At 73.0% G+C, this 19,800-nt stretch carries 16 protein-coding genes and 1 riboswitch; of the genes, 10 read left to right on the plus strand and 6 right to left on the minus strand.

Annotated elements, in window-relative coordinates; all coding sequences use genetic code 11:
• Window positions 1-306: 306 nt before the first annotated feature.
• Complete coding sequence (locus J3P38_RS16595) at window positions 307-1,131, minus strand: M23 family metallopeptidase (RefSeq protein ID WP_210504422.1); 825 nt, start codon at window positions 1,129-1,131, stop codon at window positions 307-309.
• A 146-nt stretch (window positions 1,132-1,277) separates the two neighbouring features.
• Window positions 1,278-2,612, minus strand: coding sequence for a cryptochrome/photolyase family protein (locus tag J3P38_RS16600; RefSeq protein ID WP_210504423.1), 1,335 nt, complete (start codon window positions 2,610-2,612; stop codon window positions 1,278-1,280).
• 130 nt (window positions 2,613-2,742) lie between these two features.
• Here J3P38_RS16600 and sucC point away from each other — a divergent pair, with 130 nt between their 5' ends.
• Both sucC and sucD read left to right on the plus strand, forming a co-directional pair.
• Entirely contained in the window at window positions 2,743-3,912 is a 1,170-nt protein-coding gene (gene sucC / locus J3P38_RS16605; RefSeq protein WP_210440083.1) for an ADP-forming succinate--CoA ligase subunit beta, read from the plus strand.
• Between the two features lie 17 nt (window positions 3,913-3,929).
• Window positions 3,930-4,811 (plus strand): succinate--CoA ligase subunit alpha, encoded by an 882-nt coding sequence (gene sucD, locus J3P38_RS16610; RefSeq protein ID WP_210504424.1) that lies wholly within the window; start codon window positions 3,930-3,932, stop codon window positions 4,809-4,811.
• 214 nt (window positions 4,812-5,025) lie between these two features.
• Here sucD and J3P38_RS16615 read toward each other — a convergent pair whose 3' ends face one another.
• Window positions 5,026-5,955: a hypothetical protein gene (locus J3P38_RS16615; RefSeq protein ID WP_210504425.1), complete on the minus strand. Its 930-nt coding sequence runs from the start codon at window positions 5,953-5,955 to the stop codon at window positions 5,026-5,028.
• 36 nt (window positions 5,956-5,991) lie between these two features.
• Entirely contained in the window at window positions 5,992-7,887 is a 1,896-nt protein-coding gene (locus J3P38_RS16620) for a SigE family RNA polymerase sigma factor (protein ID WP_210504426.1), read from the minus strand.
• A gap of 110 nt (window positions 7,888-7,997) precedes the next feature.
• On the opposite strand from J3P38_RS16620, the gene J3P38_RS16625 reads away from it, so the two are divergent.
• The 6 genes from J3P38_RS16625 to J3P38_RS16650 all read left to right on the plus strand — a co-directional run bounded on the left by J3P38_RS16625 (window position 7,998) and on the right by J3P38_RS16650 (window position 14,092).
• Window positions 7,998-9,245, plus strand: a complete 1,248-nt coding sequence (locus tag J3P38_RS16625) for a cell division protein PerM (RefSeq protein ID WP_210504427.1) — start codon at window positions 7,998-8,000, stop codon at window positions 9,243-9,245.
• A 3-nt stretch (window positions 9,246-9,248) separates the two neighbouring features.
• Window positions 9,249-10,490 (plus strand): YibE/F family protein, encoded by a 1,242-nt coding sequence (locus J3P38_RS17960; RefSeq protein WP_210504428.1) that lies wholly within the window; start codon window positions 9,249-9,251, stop codon window positions 10,488-10,490.
• A gap of 26 nt (window positions 10,491-10,516) precedes the next feature.
• Window positions 10,517-11,134 carry a phosphoribosylglycinamide formyltransferase gene (purN, locus tag J3P38_RS16635; RefSeq protein ID WP_210440093.1) on the plus strand — a complete coding sequence of 206 codons (618 nt, stop codon included), beginning with the start codon at window positions 10,517-10,519 and terminating at the stop codon, window positions 11,132-11,134.
• Between the two features lie 2 nt (window positions 11,135-11,136).
• A riboswitch (ZMP/ZTP riboswitch) is annotated at window positions 11,137-11,213 on the plus strand.
• A 22-nt stretch (window positions 11,214-11,235) separates the two neighbouring features.
• Window positions 11,236-12,843, plus strand: coding sequence for a bifunctional phosphoribosylaminoimidazolecarboxamide formyltransferase/IMP cyclohydrolase (gene purH / locus J3P38_RS16640; RefSeq protein WP_210504429.1), 1,608 nt, complete (start codon window positions 11,236-11,238; stop codon window positions 12,841-12,843).
• Between the two features lie 26 nt (window positions 12,844-12,869).
• Window positions 12,870-13,715 (plus strand): bifunctional methylenetetrahydrofolate dehydrogenase/methenyltetrahydrofolate cyclohydrolase, encoded by an 846-nt coding sequence (locus tag J3P38_RS16645; RefSeq protein ID WP_210504430.1) that lies wholly within the window; start codon window positions 12,870-12,872, stop codon window positions 13,713-13,715.
• A 2-nt stretch (window positions 13,716-13,717) separates the two neighbouring features.
• Window positions 13,718-14,092 carry a DUF3017 domain-containing protein gene (locus J3P38_RS16650; protein ID WP_210504431.1) on the plus strand — a complete coding sequence of 125 codons (375 nt, stop codon included), beginning with the start codon at window positions 13,718-13,720 and terminating at the stop codon, window positions 14,090-14,092.
• Between the two features lie 342 nt (window positions 14,093-14,434).
• Here J3P38_RS16650 and J3P38_RS16655 read toward each other — a convergent pair whose 3' ends face one another.
• Complete coding sequence (locus J3P38_RS16655; protein ID WP_210440101.1) at window positions 14,435-15,421, minus strand: malate dehydrogenase; 987 nt, start codon at window positions 15,419-15,421, stop codon at window positions 14,435-14,437.
• A gap of 85 nt (window positions 15,422-15,506) precedes the next feature.
• On the opposite strand from J3P38_RS16655, the gene J3P38_RS16660 reads away from it, so the two are divergent.
• Window positions 15,507-16,274: a DUF952 domain-containing protein gene (locus J3P38_RS16660; RefSeq protein WP_210504432.1), complete on the plus strand. Its 768-nt coding sequence runs from the start codon at window positions 15,507-15,509 to the stop codon at window positions 16,272-16,274.
• Between the two features lie 15 nt (window positions 16,275-16,289).
• Here J3P38_RS16660 and J3P38_RS16665 read toward each other — a convergent pair whose 3' ends face one another.
• On the minus strand, window positions 16,290-17,402 hold the full coding sequence (locus J3P38_RS16665) for an aquaporin (RefSeq protein ID WP_210440105.1): 1,113 nt from the start codon (window positions 17,400-17,402) through the stop codon (window positions 16,290-16,292).
• Window positions 17,403-17,572: 170 nt separating this feature from the next.
• Between J3P38_RS16665 and J3P38_RS16670 the strand changes: the two genes are divergently transcribed.
• Window positions 17,573-19,786 carry an NADP-dependent isocitrate dehydrogenase gene (locus tag J3P38_RS16670; RefSeq protein WP_210440107.1) on the plus strand — a complete coding sequence of 738 codons (2,214 nt, stop codon included), beginning with the start codon at window positions 17,573-17,575 and terminating at the stop codon, window positions 19,784-19,786.
• Window positions 19,787-19,800: the final 14 nt, after the last annotated feature.

A 19,800-nucleotide genomic window follows, 5' to 3' on the forward strand; every position in this document is an offset into this window, starting at 1 on the left:
GCGCTGCTCACCGCCGGTCGCCGAGCGGTGCGTGAGGCAGGTTCTGCAGGCCGGAACCTGCGCTGCTCACCGGCAGCCGCCGAGCGGTGCGTGAGGCAGGTTCCGCAGGCCGCGAACCTGCGCTGCGCACCGCCACCCGGCGAGCGGTGCGTGAGGCAGGTTCCGCATGCCGGAGACCTGCGCTACGCACCGCCACCCGGCGAGCGGTGGGTGAGGCAGGTTCTGCAGGTCGGAAACCTGCGCTACGCACCGCCAGCGGCGGCGAGCGGTGCGTGGGGCAGGTCCTGACGGCCGGGGAGGCCTCGGTCAGGGAACGATGCCGTGCTCGACGAACGCCTGGAACGGGTCGACCGGGCCGCCTCCGCCGGGTCGCACCTCGAGGTGGAGGTGCGAGCCCGTCACGTTGCCGGTGGCCCCGACGGTGCCGATGGTCTCCCCGCCGTTGACGCGGTCGCCGACCGAGACGTGGATCGAGGTCTGGTGGCAGTACCAGATCTCCGTGCCGTCATCGAGCGTCACGACGGTCTTGTTGCCGTAGGCGCCGTCGTAGCCGGTCTCGGTCACGGTGCCGTTGGCGACCGACATGATCAGGTCGCCGCTGTTGGCGTTGAAGTCCAGGCCGGTGTGGTAGCTCGCCCACAGGCCGTACTGGCCGAACGTCGCGGTGATGCCGTAGCTGGCGAGGGGGAGAACCCACTTGTTCTCCTTGATCTTCGCTGCCTGCTCCTCGGCGGCCTTGCGGATCTCCGCCAGCTTCGCCGCGCGCTCGGCCATCTGCTTCTCGGCCAGGGCGATGAGCTCGGGGTCGGTCTCCTCGGCACCGGACTCGCGGGTGTCGCTGCGGCTGACGACCGCGCCGCGGCGCGCGAGCGCCTGGCCGGTGACCGAGCCGATGGAGCCGCTCGCCTCGACGGCGGAGCCGGTGGAGGTCAGGGCGGTGACGCCGGCGCCCGACGCGGTCACCGCGCCACCGGCGGAGACGGCGAGGACGGCGACGCCGGCCACGAGGGGGAGGGAGGGCAGCGCGAGCACGGGACGGCGGGACGGCGTGGCGCGTCGCTTGCCGGTCGTAGGTGCAGCCGATGCCGAGGTGCGTCGCTTGGGAGCGCGCTCCGCTCGGTGGTTGCCCATGAAGGAACACCAATCTGCCGGGTCAGGGGGGTGGGGGTCGGCGAGACCGCGCACGACTGTAACGGAAAGATCACGACAACGTGCAACCCTCGACCAAATTTGTGCAAGTACCCCGCTGGGCGTCCGATAAACGGGGCGGCAGCATTTCAGCGACGGGCCGCCTCGTAGCGCGCCAGGGCCTCCCGCCGCTCCGCGGCATGGTCGACGACCCGTTGCGGGTAGCCGTGCTCGTAGCCCACCTGGGAGCGCCACGGCTCGTGCGCAGCGCTGCCCGGCAGGTGCCGCAGCTCGGGCACCCACCGGCGGACGTAGTCGCCGTCGGGGTCGAACTTGAGGCCCTGGGTGACCGGGTTGAAGACGCGGAAGTAGGGCGAGGGGTCGGTCCCCGTACCCGCGACCCACTGCCAGCCGTGGCTGTTGGAGGCGACGTCGCCGTCGACGAGCAGGTCGAGGAAGTGCCGGGCGCCGAGGGTCCAGTACACGTGCAGGTCCTTGGTGAGGAACGAGGCGGTGATCATCCGCACGCGGTTGTGCATCCACCCGATGCTCGCCATCTGCCGCATCCCGGCGTCCACGATGGGGTAGCCGGTGCGGCCCTCGCGCCACGCGTCGCTCGCCGCGCCGGGCTCGTCGTACGTCATCCGGGCGAGCGCCGGCTTCAGGTCGCTCCACGCCGAGGCCGGCGCGTGCCACAGCACGTCGGCGTAGAACTCGCGCCACGCCAGCTCCTTGGCGTACGTCGAGCCGGCGTCGACCTCCGCCAGCAGGGAGCGGGGGTGGAGCACCCCGAGGTGGAGGTAGGGGGACAGGCGCGAGGTGCCGTCGTGGTCGGGACGGTTGCGCTCGGTCTCGTACGCGCCGAGCGCGCGGTCGCGGAAGTCCCGCCAGCGCCTCCGGGCCGCGTCCTCGCCGGCGTCGGGCAGCTCCACGGGCGCGTCGTCCACCGCCGTCCTCAGCAGGTCGAGCGCCTCGCGGTCCGACTCGCCCTCGCGGACGTCGGGCGACGCCGGCGCGGCCGCCGGCTCCGACCAGCCGTGCTCGCGCCAGGCGCGGGCGAAGGCCGAGAAGACCTGGAAGGGGTCGCCACCCCCGGTGCGCACCAGGCCCGGCCCGACGGCGTACGGCGACCCGGTGGCGACCAGCTCGACCCGCTCGCCGACCGCCTCGTCGCGGCGCCGTCCGTAGGGCGTGGTCTCCGCGGAGACGTGGACCCGCCGGCCGTCCGCGACGTCGGGCACGACGTCGCGCGGGTCCCCGAGCCGGACGGTGAGCGGGATGCGCTCGGCGAGCGACAGCACGTTGGCCGCCAGCCACGCCCGCCGGGCGGGGCCGGCGGAGGACCAGATGGCGGGGTCGAGGACGAACAGCGCCGTGGTCGTCCCGTCCTCGAGCGCCGCCAGGAGCGCGGGGTTGTCGCGCAGGCGCAGGTCGCGCCGGAACCACATCACCGAGGACGTCGTGCCCGAGCCGGTCGAGGACATGTCCCTCAACCTAGCCCGGGCGTGAGCACCACCACGCGCACCCGATCTCGTGCGACCCGCTCCGGGAGGTCTAGGGTGCCGAGAGGGAATCCCCCGCCACTGTTCGCAGACGAAAAGGACCGGTCACCTCGTGGACCTGATGGAGTTTCAGGCGAAAGAGCTGTTCGCCAAGCATGGAGTAGCGACCACCCTCGGTGTCGTCGCGGAGACCCCCGAGGCGGCCCGCGCGGCAGCCGAGGAGATGGGCGGCGTCACCGTCATCAAGGCGCAGGTCAAGGCCGGCGGTCGCGGCAAGGCCGGCGGCGTGAAGATCGCGAAGACCGCCGACGAGGCCGAGTCCTACGCCCGCGACATCATCGGGATGGAGATCAAGGGCCTGCGCGTGAACCGCGTGCTCGTCACGCCGGCCACGCCGCCGGTCGAGGAGTACTACTTCTCCTTCCTGCTCGACCGCTCCAACCGCTCGCACCTGTGCATCGCCTCGGTCGAGGGCGGCGTGGAGATCGAGGAGGTCGCCAAGACCAACCCCGAGGCCGTGAAGCAGATCCGCATCGACGCGCTCGAGGGGGTCACCCCGGAGAAGGCCGCCGCCATCGTCGACGAGGCGAAGTTCCCCGCCGAGCTGCGCGACCAGGCCATCGAGATGGTCCAGAAGCTGTGGCAGGTCTACGTCGAGGAGGACGCGACCCTCGTCGAGGTGAACCCGCTGGCCCGCCTCGAGGGCGACAAGCTCGAGGCGCTCGACGGCAAGGTCTCCCTCGACGACAACGCCTCCGAGGTCCGCCACCCCGAGCACGAGCAGTTCGAGATCCGCGAGGAGGCCGACCCGCTGGAGGCGAAGGCCAAGGACAAGGGCCTCAACTACGTCAAGCTCGACGGCCAGGTCGGCATCATCGGCAACGGCGCCGGCCTCGTGATGAGCACCCTCGACGTCGTCGCGTACGCCGGTGAGGCGCACGGCGGGGTGAAGCCCGCCAACTTCCTGGACATCGGCGGCGGCGCCAACGCGCAGGTCATGGCCGACGGCCTCGACGTGATCCTCAACGACGAGCAGGTCAAGAGCGTCTTCGTCAACGTCTTCGGTGGCATCACCGCGTGCGACGAGGTCGCCAACGGCATCAAGGGTGCGCTGGAGATCCTCGGCGACGCCGCCACCAAGCCCCTCGTCGTCCGCCTCGACGGCAACAACGTCGACAAGGGTCGCGCGATCCTCGACGAGCTCAACCACCCGCTGGTCACCCAGGTCGACACGATGGACGGCGCGGCCGACAAGGCCGCCGAGCTCGCCCACCAGGCCTGAGAGAGAGAACTGAACAGATGAGCATCTACCTCAACAAGGACAGCAAGATCATCGTCCAGGGCATGACGGGCGGGATGGGTGCCAAGCACACCACCCTCATGGTCGAGTCGGGCGCGAACATCGTGGGCGGCGTCAACGCCCGCAAGGCCGGCACGACCGTCGAGCTGGGCGGCAAGGAGCTGCCGGTCTTCGGCACCGTCGAGGAGGCCATGAAGGAGACCGGAGCGAACGTCTCGGTCGCCTTCGTGCCGCCGGCGTTCACCAAGGACGCCTGCATCGAGGCCATCGACGCCGAGATCCCGCTGCTCGTGGTCATCACCGAGGGCGTCCCGGTGCTCGACACCGCCGAGGTCGTCGCCTACCTCGAGGGCAAGTCCACCCGGATGATCGGCCCCAACTGCCCCGGCATCATCACCCCCGAGGAGTCGCTGGCCGGGATCACGCCGCACACCATCGCGGGCAAGGGCCCCGTCGGCCTGGTCTCGAAGTCGGGCACGCTGACCTACCAGATGATGTACGAGCTGAAGGACTTCGGGTTCACGACCGCCATCGGCATCGGCGGCGACCCGATCATCGGCACCACGCACATCGACGCGCTGGAGGCCTTCGAGAACGACCCGGAGACCAAGGCGATCGTGATGATCGGCGAGATCGGCGGCGACGCCGAGGAGCGTGCTGCGGCGTACATCAAGGAGCACGTGACCAAGCCGGTCGTCGGCTACGTCGCCGGCTTCACCGCCCCCGAGGGGAAGACGATGGGCCACGCCGGCGCCATCGTGTCGGGCTCGTCGGGCACCGCGCAGGCGAAGAAGGAGGCCCTCGAGGCCGCCGGCGTCAAGGTCGGCAAGACGCCGTCGGAGACCGCCGCGCTGATGCGGGAGATCCTTCAGGCCCTCTGATCCACCGCGCCTTCGAGGCGACGCTCGAGACGGCTCCGTAGGTCATCCTGCGGGGCCGTCCGTGCGTCGTGGCGCCCCGGCCGCCGCGCGTCCCACAGGACGCGCCACACGACGTGCGCGCCGAGCAGGCGCACCGGCGCGACCGCGTTGAGCCGCCGCGGCGAGGGCAGAGTCGGGCAGGCCGAGCTGGCCAGCGTCGAAGGAATGGACATGTCTAGCACCCCGTTTTCGTGAACACGCACATCGCTGGGTTCTTCCCCGTCGTGCTGGTGGCCGCGTCGGCCCGTTCGTCCAGCGATGCGAGCGAGCCCTCACCGTACGTCTGGACCAGCCCCCGGGCCGCACCGACCCGCGTGACCTCGAGGACCGAGCTGCCCGGGCCGCTGACGTCCGGCGACCCCGTGGGCGCCCCGGTGGGCTCCGTGGGCTCCGCGGCGGGGTCGGTCGACCCGTCGGCGAAGACGCCCAGCGCCGAGACGGTCTCGCGGAGCGGCTCGACGGTCCGGTGGACGGCCTGCGGCGACTCCGCGCGGGTCCATCCGCCGTAGGTCGAGGCGACTAGCAGGGCCGCCCCGACGGGCACGACGTGGACGACCGTCGCACCGGTGCCGGGGGCGCCGTCGACGACGTAGGTCTGCACGAGCGTCGTGGCGGGCGGCGGGGCGAAGGGGGACCCGACCACCTCGGTGCGGGTCTGCACGACCTGCCGGCCGCTCGAGGCCGCGGGCTCGCAGGTCGAGGCGAGGTCGGCGAGCTCCTGGGCGACCGCGACCGCCTCGTCGGGGCTGCCGAGCAGCACCAGCTCGCGGGTGTCGGCGGCCTCCCCGCCGCTGTCGTCGGCGACCATGCGGTCGCGGATGCCGAGGCCGCGCAGCGGGGAGGAGCCGCAGAGCTCGAGGTCCCGCAGGCCGGTGCCGGTGCGAGCGGTGGGGATGCTGTCCTGCGGTGCGCCCATCCCCGTCGAGAGGGGGAAGTCGTCCGGGATGGAGGTGCCGGGCACGGAGCCTGAGCGGGAGTCAGCGCCACCGGCGGAGCCGCCCGAGGACCCGCGCGCCGTCGACTCGTCCGCCGACCGGTCGCCGCAGCCGCCGAGAGGCAGCAGGCAGGCGAGGGCGGCGGTCACGAGGCGCGCGCGGGCGGTCATGCCTGCTGAGACAGCCCGGGGACGGAAAAGGTTGCGTCAGCGGGTGCGGTCGAGCGGAGCGAGCCGCTCGAGCACCCGCCGCGACAGCGCGACGAAGTCCGCCCGCGACATGGTCATGTCGCGGTCGGGTGCGAAGCCGAGCTGCGAGACGGCGGTCCCGTCGCGCACGATCGCCATCAGGAACGGGAACGACTGCCGGTCGTTGAGCTCGATCGTCAGCGACCACGCGCTGAGGTCGCTCGTCTGCGACGAGGAGGAGACCAGCTCGGTCACGCTGGTGCCGAGGTTCGCGCGGCCGCACTGCCGGATGCGGTCGCGGACCTGGTCGACGAAGGACGAGGCCCTCGCCGGGGCCATCGAGCCGACCGTCTGGGTGAGTCCGAGCTGGTTGGCGCTGGGCGTCTCGGGGAAGAGGAAGGTGCGGGTCAGCGCCTTGCTGATGCCCTTGCCCTGGAACGTCGTTCGGTCGCAGCGTGTCGCGGCGTAGTTCGTGCGTGCCCGCTCCGGGTCGGTGCCCACCCAGGGGCCGCGGACCGCCGCGACCGGCGGCAGGTCGACGACCGACAGCAGGCCGGGCGGCGTGCCGATGGCGAGCGGTGCCGCCGTGCGCGCGCGGGCGCGACCGGCGCAGCTGCCGGCGCCCTCGGCCCCGCAGAGGCCGTTGACGGCCGCGGCGAGGCCGGTGACCGCCGCCTTGTCCGGGACGGCCCGGCCGTTGCTGCGCACGACGGTGGTGACCACGAGGCTCCCGGTGCGGGCGACGCCCACGTCGATGCTGCTCGGCACCTTGCCCCACGAGCGGAGTTGGAAGGTGCGCGCCTGGTCGCCGACCCGCTCGACCGTGCGGGTGGAGACGAGCTGGGTGCGCGGGTCGATGCACCCGGCGAACCACAGCGACGCGGTCTCGAACGCTCGACCGGCCTGCTTCTCGTTCTGCGACATCTCGACCATCTGCACCGCGCGGGCCTCGACGCCGCCGGCCCGGCCACGGTCCTGCTCGCGGCGCGCCTTGCCGCTCGGCCGCTGCTGCGCGCGCGCCGCGGAGCCCTCCCACGTCCGGGCGAGCGCGGTGACGCCGTCCGGGTCGGCGAACCGCTCGCGCTGGCACGGGGCGAGCAGCCCGTTGCCCGTGAGGTTGTCGGTCGTGCCCGTCTCGGCCCAGTCCAGCCCGGGACCGAAGCGGTCCACCTGGTCGGTGGTGAACAGGGCCGCCTCGCTGATGATCTCCTCGCCCGCGCTGACGGGCTCCGGGGCGTGCACGGTGACGCCGGCCTGCGCCTTCTCCTCGCTCAGGCTCGTCGGCTCGGCGCCGGCGCCGGTCGCCACGAGCGACCCCGAGGCCAGCAGCGCGGCGGTGGCGAGCGCGGCGCCGATCACGGTGTGCGTACGACGTCGCGCGGCGCCCGACCGCCGGACCACCGTCGCGCGGGGCCAGCGGATGTCGGCCAGCGGGACCGCCAGGTCGTGCAGCAGGCGGGAGATCTCCGTCGTCGGCACGTCGCGGTGCAGCGAGAACTGCGAGCTGGCGGTCTGGAGCTCCCGCTCGGCGTCGAGCCGGGGGAGGCCGACCTCCCGGGCGAGCTCGTTGAGCGTCAGCGCGGAGAGGCCGTTGAGCACGAGCAGCTCGCGCTGGCGGACGGTGAGCTTGGACAGGGCGTCGAGGGTGCTGCGCACCTCGGGGTCGAGCGACTTGTCGCGGTGCCAGATCCGGGCGGTGTGCCGGCGTCGGGCGCGGCGCAGGGCGAGCGGGCGGACGTAGCCGTCGCGGTCCTCGAGCTGGCCGACCTTGCGCCAGTGGTGCCAGGCGACGACGAACGCGTCCCGGACCGCTGCCCGCGCGGCCGGCGCGTCGCCGGTGAGGGCGTACGCCTCGTGCAGGAGTCGGGTGCGGGTCTCGACGTAGTAGGCGTCGAAGGTCTCGGGGCTCCTCATGACCGCTCCACGGTACGGGAGTGCCCGACGCCGCGCACATCCCTCCCCGGCGCGGGCGGGCGGCGTGGGAGCACGATCTGCCCGGGCGCCCGGGGGAGGATGGGAAGGCCATGACGTCGCTGCTCACCCGTCCCGACCACGCGCGGGCCGATGCTGCCCGGCAGCGACCGCTGGTGCTGGTCGCCACGCTCGGTGGGGTGCTCGCCGCGCTGGGACCGCTCGTGGTGCTGCTCGCGGTCGGCGTGATCGGGTGGTTCGCCTCGGACGCCGGCGTGCACGGCGCGCCCCGCGACGGGATGCGGGTCGCTGCGCTGGCCTGGCTGGCCGGTCACGGCTCCGGCGTCACCGTGCTCGGGGCCCGGATCACGATCGTCCCGCTCGGCGTCACCGCGCTCGCCGCCTGGTCGATGTGGCGGCTCGGGCACCGCGTCGGTGACGCGGTCTCCGGCCACGGCCCCGACGCCGACCGGATCTCCGACGGCGAGCGCGACCTCACGGTGCCGACCGCGATCACCCTGTTCTTCGCCGGGTACGCCGTGGTGGCCGTCGTCGTGGCCGCCCTGGCCGCCGGCAGCAGTGCCGCCCCGTCCGTGCCGCGCGTGCTCGCCTGGACCTTCCTGCTGACGGCGTCCGTGGCCGCGCCGGCGATCGCCGTCGGCTCCGGGCGCGCCGCCATCTGGACGTCGTTCGCGCCCGCGACCGTCCGGGCCGGCGCCGCCGTGGCGGGCGCCGTGCTGTCGCGGCTGCTCGCCGTCTCCGCCGTGCTGTTCCTCGTGGCGCTGGTGGCGTCCTTCGACGAGGCGGCCACGATGACCTCGCGCCTGCACCCGAGCCCCTCCGAAGCCGCCCTCTACGCGCTCGTCAACGCCGCCTTCCTCCCCAACGCGGCGCTCTTCGCGGCCTCGTGGCTGCTGGGGCCGGGCTTTGCGGTCGGTGGCGCCACCCTCGTCTCGCCCGGTGCGGTGGTCCTCGGGCCGCTGCCGGTCGTCCCGCTCCTCGCCGCCCTTCCCGCCGCAGGCACCCCGGCCGGCTGGACCGGCGTCCTGATGGCGCTGCCGCCGCTCGTGGCGGCCGTCGTGGCCTTCCGGGTGCTGCGCCACCGGCTCCTCACCTGGGAGCAGATCGCCCTGGCCGGGTGCGGGGGCGGCCTGGTCGCGGGCGTGGCGCTGGCGGTGCTCGCCTCGGTCTCCGGTGGCGCCGCCGGTCCGGGCCGGATGCGGTTCGTCGGGCCGTTCACCCGCGACGTGCTCGTGCACGCCGTCACCGCGTGCGGCGTCGGCGCCCTCCTGGGGGCTTCGGTGGTGTCCCTCCTCCTGTGGCGCGCGGCTCGGCCCCGCACCGACGCGGCAGGGGACTGACGGGTGGGAGCTGGTCACGGCCACGGCGAACGGTCCTCACTCGGACCCGCGCCACGGCGGCTGCGGGTGCTGGTGGGCCTGCTGCTCGCCCCGCTGGTGCTCGCGACCCTCGTCGGCCTCCTCGCGCTGTGGCCCGACGGCGACCTCGAGATCAGCGGCCCGGGGGTCGACGTCGAGCGCGGCACCGCCCGGGTCCAGGAGATCGTCGGCTGCCCGCAGGACGTCGACGTGGACGGGTGCGAGCTCGCCCGGGTGGAGCTGCTCAGCGGGCCGGGCGCCCCGGCCGAGGCGGAGGCGCTGCTGCCCTACGGCGACACGGCGCCCGAGGTCGTGCCGGGGGACCGGATCATCGTGTCGTTCACCGAGCAGGCGCCGGAGGGGCAGCAGTACGCCTTCCAGGACTTCGACCGGGGCCCGCCGCTGCTCACGCTGACGATCCTCTTCGCCGTCGGCGTCCTCGCGCTGTCGCGCTGGCGCGGCATCGGCGCCCTCGCCAGCCTGGCGTACTCCCTCGTCCTGATCGCCGTCTTCACCCTCCCCGCGATCATGGAGGGCTCGCCGCCGCTGGCGGTCGCGGTGACCACCGCCGCAGCGATCATGCTCGTGACGCTCTACCTGTCCCACGGCTTCGACCTGCGCTCCACCGTCGCGATGCTCGGCACGCTGGTGGCCCTCGTGGTGATCGGTGGCATCGGCTGGGTCTTCACGCGGGTCGGCCACTTCACCGGCCTGGTCGACGAGGGCAGCCAGTACATCTCCGGCATCGCCGCGCAGGTCGACCTCCGCGGCCTGCTGCTCGCCGGCCTGGTGATCGGGGCGCTGGGGGTGCTCGACGACGTCACGGTCACCCAGACCTGGGCCGTGTGGGAGCTCGCCGACGTCGACCCCGACGCGAGCGCGCGGTCGCTCTTCGTCCGGGCGATGCGCATCGGGCGCTCGCACGTCGCGTCGACCGTCAACACCCTCGTCCTGGCGTACGTCGGAGCGACGCTGCCGCTGATGCTCGTCTTCTCCGCGCTCTCGCTGCCGTTCGGGATCGCGGTCAGCCAGGAGGTGGTGGCGCAGGAGGTCGTGCGCGGCCTCGTCGGCGGGCTCGGCATCATCGCCGCGGTCCCCGTCACCACCGGGATCGCCGCGCTCGTCGCCGGCCGCCTGGCGCGGGACCGGTCGGCGCGGGACGGGTCGGCGCGGGACCCGTCGGCGCAGGACCGGTCGGCGCGCAGCGGGCCCTCGCACCGCGCCTGAGGGCTCGCTCGCCCTAGACTCCCGGCGTGAGCCAGCCCGCCCGCCTCGTCGTCCTCGTCTCGGGGTCCGGCACCAACCTCCAGGCCCTGCTCGACGCGTCCGCCGACCCGGCGTACGGCGCCCGCGTGGTCGCGGTCGGCGCCGACCGCGAGGACATCGAGGGCCTCGCGCGCGCCGAGCGGGCCGGCGTGCCCACCTTCGTCCGCAAGCTGTCGGACTTCGAGACCCGCGAGGGCTGGGACGCCGCGCTGACGACCGTCGTGGAGCGGTTCGAGCCCGACCTGGTGGTCTCGGCAGGGTTCATGAAGCTGCTGTCGCAGGAGTTCCTCGACCGGTTCCTCACCCTCAACACCCACCCGGCGCTCTGCCCGGCGTTCCCCGGCATGCACGGCCCCCGCGACGCGCTCGACTACGGGGTCAGGGTGACCGGGGCGACCCTCTTCGTGGTCGACGCGGGCGTCGACACCGGGCCGATCGTGGCCCAGGTGCCTGTCGAGGTGGCCGAGGACGACGACGTGGCGTCCCTCCACGAGCGCATCAAGACCGCCGAGCGCGCGATGCTCGTCGACGCGGTCGGCCGCATCGCCCGCGAGGGCATCGCCGTGGAGGGCCGCCGGGTTCGCATCGGCGGCGGTCGTCGGTAGGCTGCGCGCACACGACTGGCGCAGGTGGGCCACCACCGGGGAGTGACGCGCGGGAGCATCGAACGCCTGGGTGCCCCGACTCGAACCGACCGAGGAGTCCCGTGTCCGACCACGCTTCCAACGACGCCCCCGAGCGCCGCATCCCGATCCGCCGCGCCCTGGTGTCCGTCTACGACAAGACCGGCCTCGACGACCTGGTCCGCGGCCTCCACGACGCCGGCGTCGAGCTCGTCTCGACCGGTGGCTCGGCCGCGCTGATCGCGTCGCTGGGCCTGCCCGTGACGCGGGTCGAGGACCTCACCGGCTTCCCCGAGTGCCTCGACGGCCGGGTCAAGACGCTCCACCCGCGCGTGCACGCCGGGATCCTCGCCGACCGCCGCCTGGACTCCCACGTCGCCCAGCTCGAGGAGCTCGGCGTGGAGCCGTTCGACCTCGTCGTCAGCAACCTCTACCCGTTCACGCAGACCGTCGCCTCCGGCGCGAGCCCGGACGAGTGCGTGGAGCAGATCGACATCGGTGGTCCGTCGATGGTGCGGGCCGCGGCCAAGAACCACCCGAGCGTCGCGATCGTCACCTCGCCCGCGGCGTACGACGCCGTGCTCGCCGCTGCGGCCGCCGGCGGCTTCACGCTGGCGCAGCGGCAGCGGCTCGCCGCCGAGGCGTTCGTGCACACCGCGACCTACGACGTCCACGTCGCCTCCTGGATGGGCAACGTGCTCACCGACACCAGCGACGGCACCGGCTTCCCCGCCTGGATGGGCGCGACGTGGGACCAGCAGGCGGTGCTGCGCTACGGCGAGAACCCGCACCAGTCCGCGGCCCTCTACTCCAACGGCTACCTCCCCGGTGGTCCCGGCCTCGCCCAGGCGACGCAGCACCACGGCAAGGAGATGTCCTACAACAACTACGTCGACGCCGACGCGGCCCGCCGGGCGGCGTACGACTTCGACGAGCCGGCGGTCGCCATCATCAAGCACGCGAACCCGTGCGGCATCGCGGTCTGCGCCGACGACGTGCCCGACCCCGTCGCAGTGGCGCACCGCAAGGCGCACGAGTGCGACCCGGTCAGCGCCTTCGGCGGCGTCATCGCGACCAACGTCCCGGTCTCGGTGGCGATGGCCGAGCAGGTGGCCGAGATCTTCACCGAGGTCATCGTGGCGCCCGGCTACGAGGACGGCGCCATCGAGGCGCTGCAGGCCAAGAAGAACATCCGGATCCTGGAGTGCCCGCCGCTGGCCCGGGGCGGCGCCGAGACCCGCGCGATCTCGGGCGGGCTGCTGCTGCAGCAGCGCGACGTGCTGTCCGCCGAGGGCGACGACCCCGCCTCGTGGACCCTCGCCACCGGTGAGGCCGCCTCGGAGGAGGTGCTCGCCGACCTCGCCTTCGCGTGGCGCGCGTGCCGTGCGGTGAAGTCCAACGCGATCCTCCTGGCCGCAGGCGGGGCCTCGGTCGGCGTCGGCATGGGACAGGTCAACCGCGTCGACTCGTGCCGCCTCGCGGTGGAGCGTGCGGGGGAGCGGGCGGCGTCGGCCGTCGCCGCGTCCGACGCGTTCTTCCCCTTCGCCGACGGTCCGCAGATCCTCATCGACGCCGGCGTCAAGGCCATCGTCCAGCCGGGCGGCTCGGTGCGTGACGCCGAGGTCGTCGCCGCCTGCGAGGCGGCCGGGGTGACGATGTACCTGACCGGCGCACGGCACTTCTTCCACTGATGGCCGGCCTCCCTAGGATGACGCCCGTGACCGCACAGACCCTCGACGGCGCCGCCACCCTGTCGACCATCAAGGCCGAGCTCGCCGAGCGGGTGGCCGCGCTCCGGTCCAGGGGAGTCACGCCCGGGCTCGGCACGGTGCTCGTGGGCGACGACCCGGGCTCGCACTGGTACGTCGGCGCCAAGCACAAGGACTGCGCCGAGATCGGCATCACCTCGATCCGGCGGGACCTGCCCGCCACGGCGACCCAGGCCGAGGTCGAGGCGGTCATCGACGAGCTCAACGACGACGACTCGTGCACCGGGTTCATCGTCCAGCAGCCGACCGGTCTCGACGAGTTCGCGCTGCTCTCGCGCGTGCGCCCCGACAAGGACGTCGACGGCCTGCACCCGGTCAACCTCGGCAAGCTGGTCCTCGGCGAGCCCGGCCCCCTGCCGTGCACGCCGGTCGGCTCGATCGAGCTGCTGCGCCGCCACGGCGTGGAGATCGCCGGTGCCGAGGTCGTGGTGGTCGGTCGCGGCATCACCGTGGGCCGCCCGCTGGGCCTGCTGCTCACCCGTCGCTCGGAGAACGCCACGGTCACGCTGTGCCACACCGGCACCCGCGACCTCGCTGCCCACGTGCGCAGGGCCGACATCGTCGTCGCTGCCGCCGGAGTGCCGGGGATCATCACGGCCGACATGGTCAAGCCCGGCGCTGCCGTGCTCGACGTCGGCGTCTCCCGCGTCGACGGCAAGGTCACCGGCGACGTCCACCCCGACGTGTGGGAGGTGGCCGGCTGGGTCTCGCCCAACCCCCGGGGCGTGGGTCCGATGACGCGCGCGATGCTGCTGACCAACATCGTCGAGATCGCCGAGTCCGTCCGGTCCTGACGATGGGCGAACCCGACAGCGCCGACCGCGGCGGACACATCGAGCCGCCGGAGTCGGTCCCGCCCGTCTCGGCGGAGCCGGTCGACCCCGAGGAGCCCCGCCGCTACCCGTCCACCATCGGGGGCGCGTTCTACCTCGTCGTCCTCGGCGTCGTCGCGGTCGCCATGGTGATCGTGGCGCTCGACGAGTGGCGCACCGGCATCCGGCTCATGGGCGGGGCGCTGATCGGGGCGGCCGTCGTCCGCCTCGTGCTGCGCCGACGCGACGCCGGCATGCTCGCCGTACGCCACAAGGTGCTCGACGCGCTGGTGCTGCTGGTCCTCGGCGGGGCGCTGATCTTCCTGGCCGGGTCGATCCCGGACCAGCCCGGCTTCTGAGGGCGGCCGCCGGACGCGCGAGCGGTGCGTGGTGCAGGTTCTGGAGGTGCGGAACCTGCCTCACGCACCGCTGTGGGGGCTGAGGACTCCCTTCAACGCACGAGCGGTGCGTGGTGCAGGTTTCCGGGGTGCAGAACCTGCCTCACGCACCGCTGCGGGGGCTGAGGCCGCCCCCGGACGCGCGAGCGGTGCGTGGTGCACGTACTCGGGGTGCAGAACCTGCCTCACGCACCGCTGCGCGGCTGCGGACGCCCCGGACGCGCGAGCGGTGCGTGGTGCAGGTTTCCGAGGTGCAGAACCTGCCTCACGCACCGCTCCGGGCTGAGAGAGGGGCTGAGCGCGTCAGATCAGGCCGAGCTCGGTGACCGCGTTGCGCTCGTCGGCCAGCTCGGCGGTGGAGGCGTCGATCCGGCCGCGCGAGAAGTCGTTGATCTCCAGGCCCTCGACGATGGACCAGTCGCCCCCGGAGGTGGTGACCGGGAAGGACGAGACGAGGCCCTCCGGCACGCCGTACTCGCCGTTGGAGACCACGGCCATCGAGACCCAGTCGTCGGCGGGGGAGCCGAAGAGCCAGTCGCGGGCGGCGTCGATCGTCGCGGAGGCGGCCGAGGCGGCCGAGGAGGATCCTCGGGCGTCGATGATCGCCGCGCCCCGCTTGGCGACGGTGGGGATGAACTCGTTCTCGAGCCACGCCTGGTCGTCGACGAGCTCGGCGGCGTTCTGGCCGTTGACCTCGGCGTGGAACAGGTCGGGGTACTGGGTGGCCGAGTGGTTGCCCCAGATCGTCATCTTCTTGATGTCGCTGACCTTGGCGCCGGTCTTGGCGGCGAGCTGCGAGATCGCCCGGTTGTGGTCGAGGCGGGTCAGCGCGGAGAACCGCTCGCGCGGGATGTCGGGCGCGTTGCTCATGGCGATGAGGGCGTTGGTGTTGGCCGGGTTGCCCGTGACGCCGATGCGTACGTCGTCGGCCGCGACCGCGTTGAGCGCCTTGCCCTGCGCGGTGAAGATGGCGCCGTTGGCCGAGAGCAGGTCACCGCGCTCCATGCCGGGTCCGCGCGGGCGCGCACCGACGAGCAGGGCCAGGTTGACGCCGTCGAAGATCTTCTCGGCGTCCGAGCCGATCTCGACGCCGGCGAGACCGGGGAACGCGCAGTCGTCGAGCTCCATCACGACGCCCTCGAGCGCCTTGAGGGCGGGCTCGATCTCGAGCAGCCGCAGCTCGATCGGGCGGTCCCCGGCGAGCGCGCCGCTGGCGAGGCGGAAGAGCAGGCTGTAGCCGATCTGGCCGGCAGCGCCGGTGACGGCGACCTTGAGGGGTTCGGAGGTCACGGTGGTTCTCCTCGTGAGTGTGCGGGAGGCGGGACGTCTGTCCCGCTGACGCTAGCAGCGGGGGGCGGCTGGCATGCTGGCGCCCATGACGAGGGCGCTGCGAGCCGTACGCCGCGCCCGCGGGTCGGCGGCCGTCGCCGCGTCGCTGGTGGCGGCGCTGGCCGGAACGCTGTCGGGCTGCGCGGGGATCGGGCAGCCGGCGCCGTACGACTCGCCGGGCATCAACGGACTGGTGATCCCCACGCCGACGATCGATGCGGGCGACTTCGTCGAGGTCGTCGACAACCCGTGGCTCGCGCTCGAGCCGGGCGCGGAGTGGACCTACGACGCGGTCGACGCCGGCCGGAGGGTCGGCTCGATCGAGGCCGCGGTGCTCGACGGCACGACGGCGGTCGCCGGGCTGGCCGCCACGGGAGTCACGACGACGACGGACATCGAGGGCGCACGAGAGACGGCGACCCGCTACTACGCCCAGGACGAGGACGGCAACGTCTGGCTGGTCGGCGTCGACGCCGACCGCCCGGGGGGAGAAGTCAGCTGGCGCGCGGGCCAGGGCGGTGCCCAGGCCGGGCTCGCGATGCCGGCGGACCCCCGGCTCGGCGACGGCTGGCTGACGTACGACGTGCCCGGGCTGCCCCGCGCGAGCACCACGATCGAGCAGCGCAGCCGCGACCTGGTGCAGGCGCGGGTCGCGGAGACCGGCGCGCCCGACGACGGGACGGACGACGGGACGGACGACGGCGGGACGGACGACGGGGCCGGCGCCGCGACCCGCACCGTCTACGAGAAGGGGGTCGGCCTCGTGAGCGTCGAGGACCTCACGGCCGGCTGGACCGCTGCGCTGAGGGACTGAGGGACTGACCCCGGGTCAGTCGGGGCGGCGCACCTGGGTGCGGCCGTCGTCGTCGCCGTCGGGGTTGCCCCAGTGGCCGGGCGCGCTCTGCTGCCCGGGGTGGCCCGGCTGGGCCGGCTGCTGCGGCGGGGCGCCCCACTGGCCGGGCTGGGCGGGCTGCTGCTGCGGGGCGGGCTGCCCCCACTGCGGCGCGGACTGCGGCGTGGGCTGCGGCGTGGACTGCGGCGCCGGCTGCGGCGGCCCGTAGGTCGGGTCGGGCTGCTGCGCGGGCTGGCCCCACTGCTGCTGCGGGGGTGCACCCCACGCGGCGCCGGGCTGGCCCCAGCCGCCCTGCTGGCCCTGGTTCCACTGGGCCTCGTAGTTGCCCGGGACGTACTGGTTCTTCCGGCCGCCGCCGAAGTTGAGCCCCGAGCCGGCGACCGGCTCGGCGCCCTGGCCGAAGAGGATCGGGTAGGTGAGCCCCGCGATCGCCGCGCCCACGAGCGGCGCGACCACGAAGAGCCAGAGCTGGACGATCGCGTCGGTGCCGGCGTAGACCCCCACGCCGATGGAGCGGGCGGGGTTGACGGAGGTGCCGGTCGCGCTCATCGAGGCGAAGTGGATCATCGCCAGCGCCAGGCCGATGGCGAGCGGACCGAGCGCGACGTTGACCTCGTTGCGCCCGTCGGTCACGGCCAGGATGACCCAGAGGAAGATCGCCGTCAGCAGCATCTCGAGCAGGAGCGCGGCCCACCACGCGTAGCCCGAGCCGGTGTCCCCGAAGGAGTTCTGGCCCATGCGGCCCTCGGCGTTGAAGCCCTCGAAGCCGTGGTTGAGCCCGAACAGCGCACCGCCGGCGAGGAGGCCGCCCAGCAGCTGGGCCGCCATGTAGATGCCGACCTGGTTCCAGGGCAGGCGGCCGCCCAGCACGGCGCCCAGCGTCACGGCGGGGTTGAAGTGGCCGCCCGAGATGCGCCCGACGGCGTACGCCATGACCACGACCGTGAGTCCGAAGGTGAGGCCCGTCGCGACGTAGTCGCCACCGCTCATCAAGAAGGCGCCGCAGCCGAAGAACACCAGCACGAAGGTGCCGAGCGTCTCTGCCGTGAACTTCTGCGCGGTGGTCGGTGTGTCGTCGACGGTGCTCATCGCGATTCCCCCTCGGAGTCAGTGGTCGCGCCCGGCGACCACGGCGACTCTAGCGGCGTGGTTGCAGGGGTGCGAGGGTAGTGAAGTCGCCACCCGGTCCTGCGTCAGGTATCTTGACGTCAAGAGGTTTGCCCAGGATCAGATCACGATCTACAGGAGCTGTCGTACCCATGGCCAAGATCATCTACACCCACACCGACGAGGCGCCGCTGCTCGCGACGTACTCGTTCCTCCCGATCATCGCCGCCTACGCGAGGACCGCGGGTGTGGACGTCGAGACGCGCGACATCTCGCTCGCCGGTCGCGTGATCGCGCAGTTCCCCGACCGCCTCACCGACGAGCAGCGGATCTCCGACGACCTCGCCGAGCTCGGCGAGCTCGCCACCCGGCCCGAGGCCAACATCATCAAGCTGCCCAACATCTCCGCCTCGATCCCGCAGCTCAAGGCCACGATCGCCGAGCTGCGGTCGCAGGGCTACGACCTGCCCGCCTACCCGGAGAACCCGCAGACCGACGAGGAGCGCGACGTCCGCGCCCGCTACGACAAGGTCAAGGGCTCCGCGGTCAACCCGGTGCTCCGCGAGGGCAACTCCGACCGGCGCGCGCCCGCGTCGGTCAAGAACTACGCCCGGTCCCACCCGCACTCGATGGGCGCGTGGAGCAGCGACTCGAAGACGTCGGTGGCGACCATGGGTCACGACGACTTCCGCAGCAACGAGCAGTCGGTCGTCGTCCCCGACGACGACGCCCTGTCGATCGTGCACGTCGGTGCCGACGGCCAGGAGACGGTGCTCAAGGACGCCCTGCAGGTGCTGGCCGGCGAGGTGGTCGACGCCACCTTCATGAGTGCCGCGCGTCTCGACGAGTTCCTCGAGGCCCAGGTCGCCCGGGCCAAGGCCGACGGCGTGCTGTTCTCCGCGCACCTCAAGGCCACGATGATGAAGGTCTCCGACCCGATCATCTTCGGCCACGTGGTGCGCGCCTACTTCGCCGACGTCTTCGCGCAGTACGGCGAGGAGCTGGCCGCTGCCGGCCTCTCCGCCAACGACGGGCTCGGTGCCATCCTGGCCGGCCTCGACTCGCTCGACAACGGCGCCGAGATCAAGGCGGCCTTCGACAAGGGCCTGGCCGAGGGCCCGGCGCTTGCGATGGTCGACTCCGACCGCGGCATCACCAACCTCCACGTGCCCTCCGACGTCATCATCGACGCCTCGATGCCGGCGATGATCCGCACGTCGGGACAGATGTGGAACGCCGACGGCGAGCAGCAGGACACCCTCGCGGTCATCCCCGACTCCTCCTACGCCGGCGTCTACCAGGCCGTGATCGACGACTGCCGGACCCACGGCGCCCTCGACCCCGCCACCATGGGCTCGGTGCCCAACGTCGGCCTGATGGCCAAGGCGGCCGAGGAGTACGGCTCGCACGACAAGACGTTCGAGATCCCGGCCGCGGGCCGCGTCGAGGTCCGCAACGGCGCGGGCGAGGTGCTCATGTCCCACGAGGTCGAGGCCGGCGACATCTGGCGCGCCTGCCAGACCAAGGACGCCTCGATCCGCGACTGGGTCAAGCTCGCCGTCACCCGCGCCCGCGCCAGCGCGACGCCCGCCGTGTTCTGGCTCGACGAGACCCGCGCCCACGACGCCAACCTCATCGCCAAGGTGCGCGAGTACCTCGCCGACCACGACACCGACGGCCTCGAAATCGACATCATGGCGCCCGCGGCGGCCACGACGTACTCCCTCGAGCGGATCCGCCGGGGCGAGGACACGATCTCGGTCACCGGCAACGTGCTGCGCGACTACAACACCGACCTCTTTCCGATCCTCGAGCTCGGCACCAGCGCGAAGATGCTCTCCATCGTCCCGCTGATGAACGGCGGCGGCCTCTTCGAGACCGGCGCCGGCGGCTCGGCGCCCAAGCACGTCCAGCAGCTGGTCAAGGAGGACTACCTGCGCTGGGACAGCCTCGGCGAGTTCTTCGCGCTCGCCGCCTCGCTCGAGCACCTCGCCGGCTACGCCGACAACGCCCGCGCGAAGATCCTCGGCGACACCCTCGACAAGGCGACCGAGACCTTCCTCAACGAGGACCGCTCGCCCGGGCGCAAGCTCGGCACGATCGACAACCGCGGCTCGCACTTCTACCTCGCCCTCTACTGGGCCGAGGAGCTGGCGAAGCAGACCGACGACACCGACCTCGCCGACGCCTTCTCCGCGCTCGCGACCACGCTCCGCGACAACGAGCAGAGGATCGTCGACGAGCTGCTCGCGGTCCAGGGCAAGCCGGCGGACATCGGCGGCTACTTCCGGCCCGACCCGGAGAAGGCCACTGCGGTGATGCGCCCCTCGGCCACCTTCAACGAGGCGATCGCCTCGCTGGCCTGAGCACGGCCGACCGC

This window comes from Nocardioides xinjiangensis, assembly GCF_017916455.1.
Classification (GTDB): domain Bacteria; phylum Actinomycetota; class Actinomycetes; order Propionibacteriales; family Nocardioidaceae; genus Nocardioides; species Nocardioides xinjiangensis.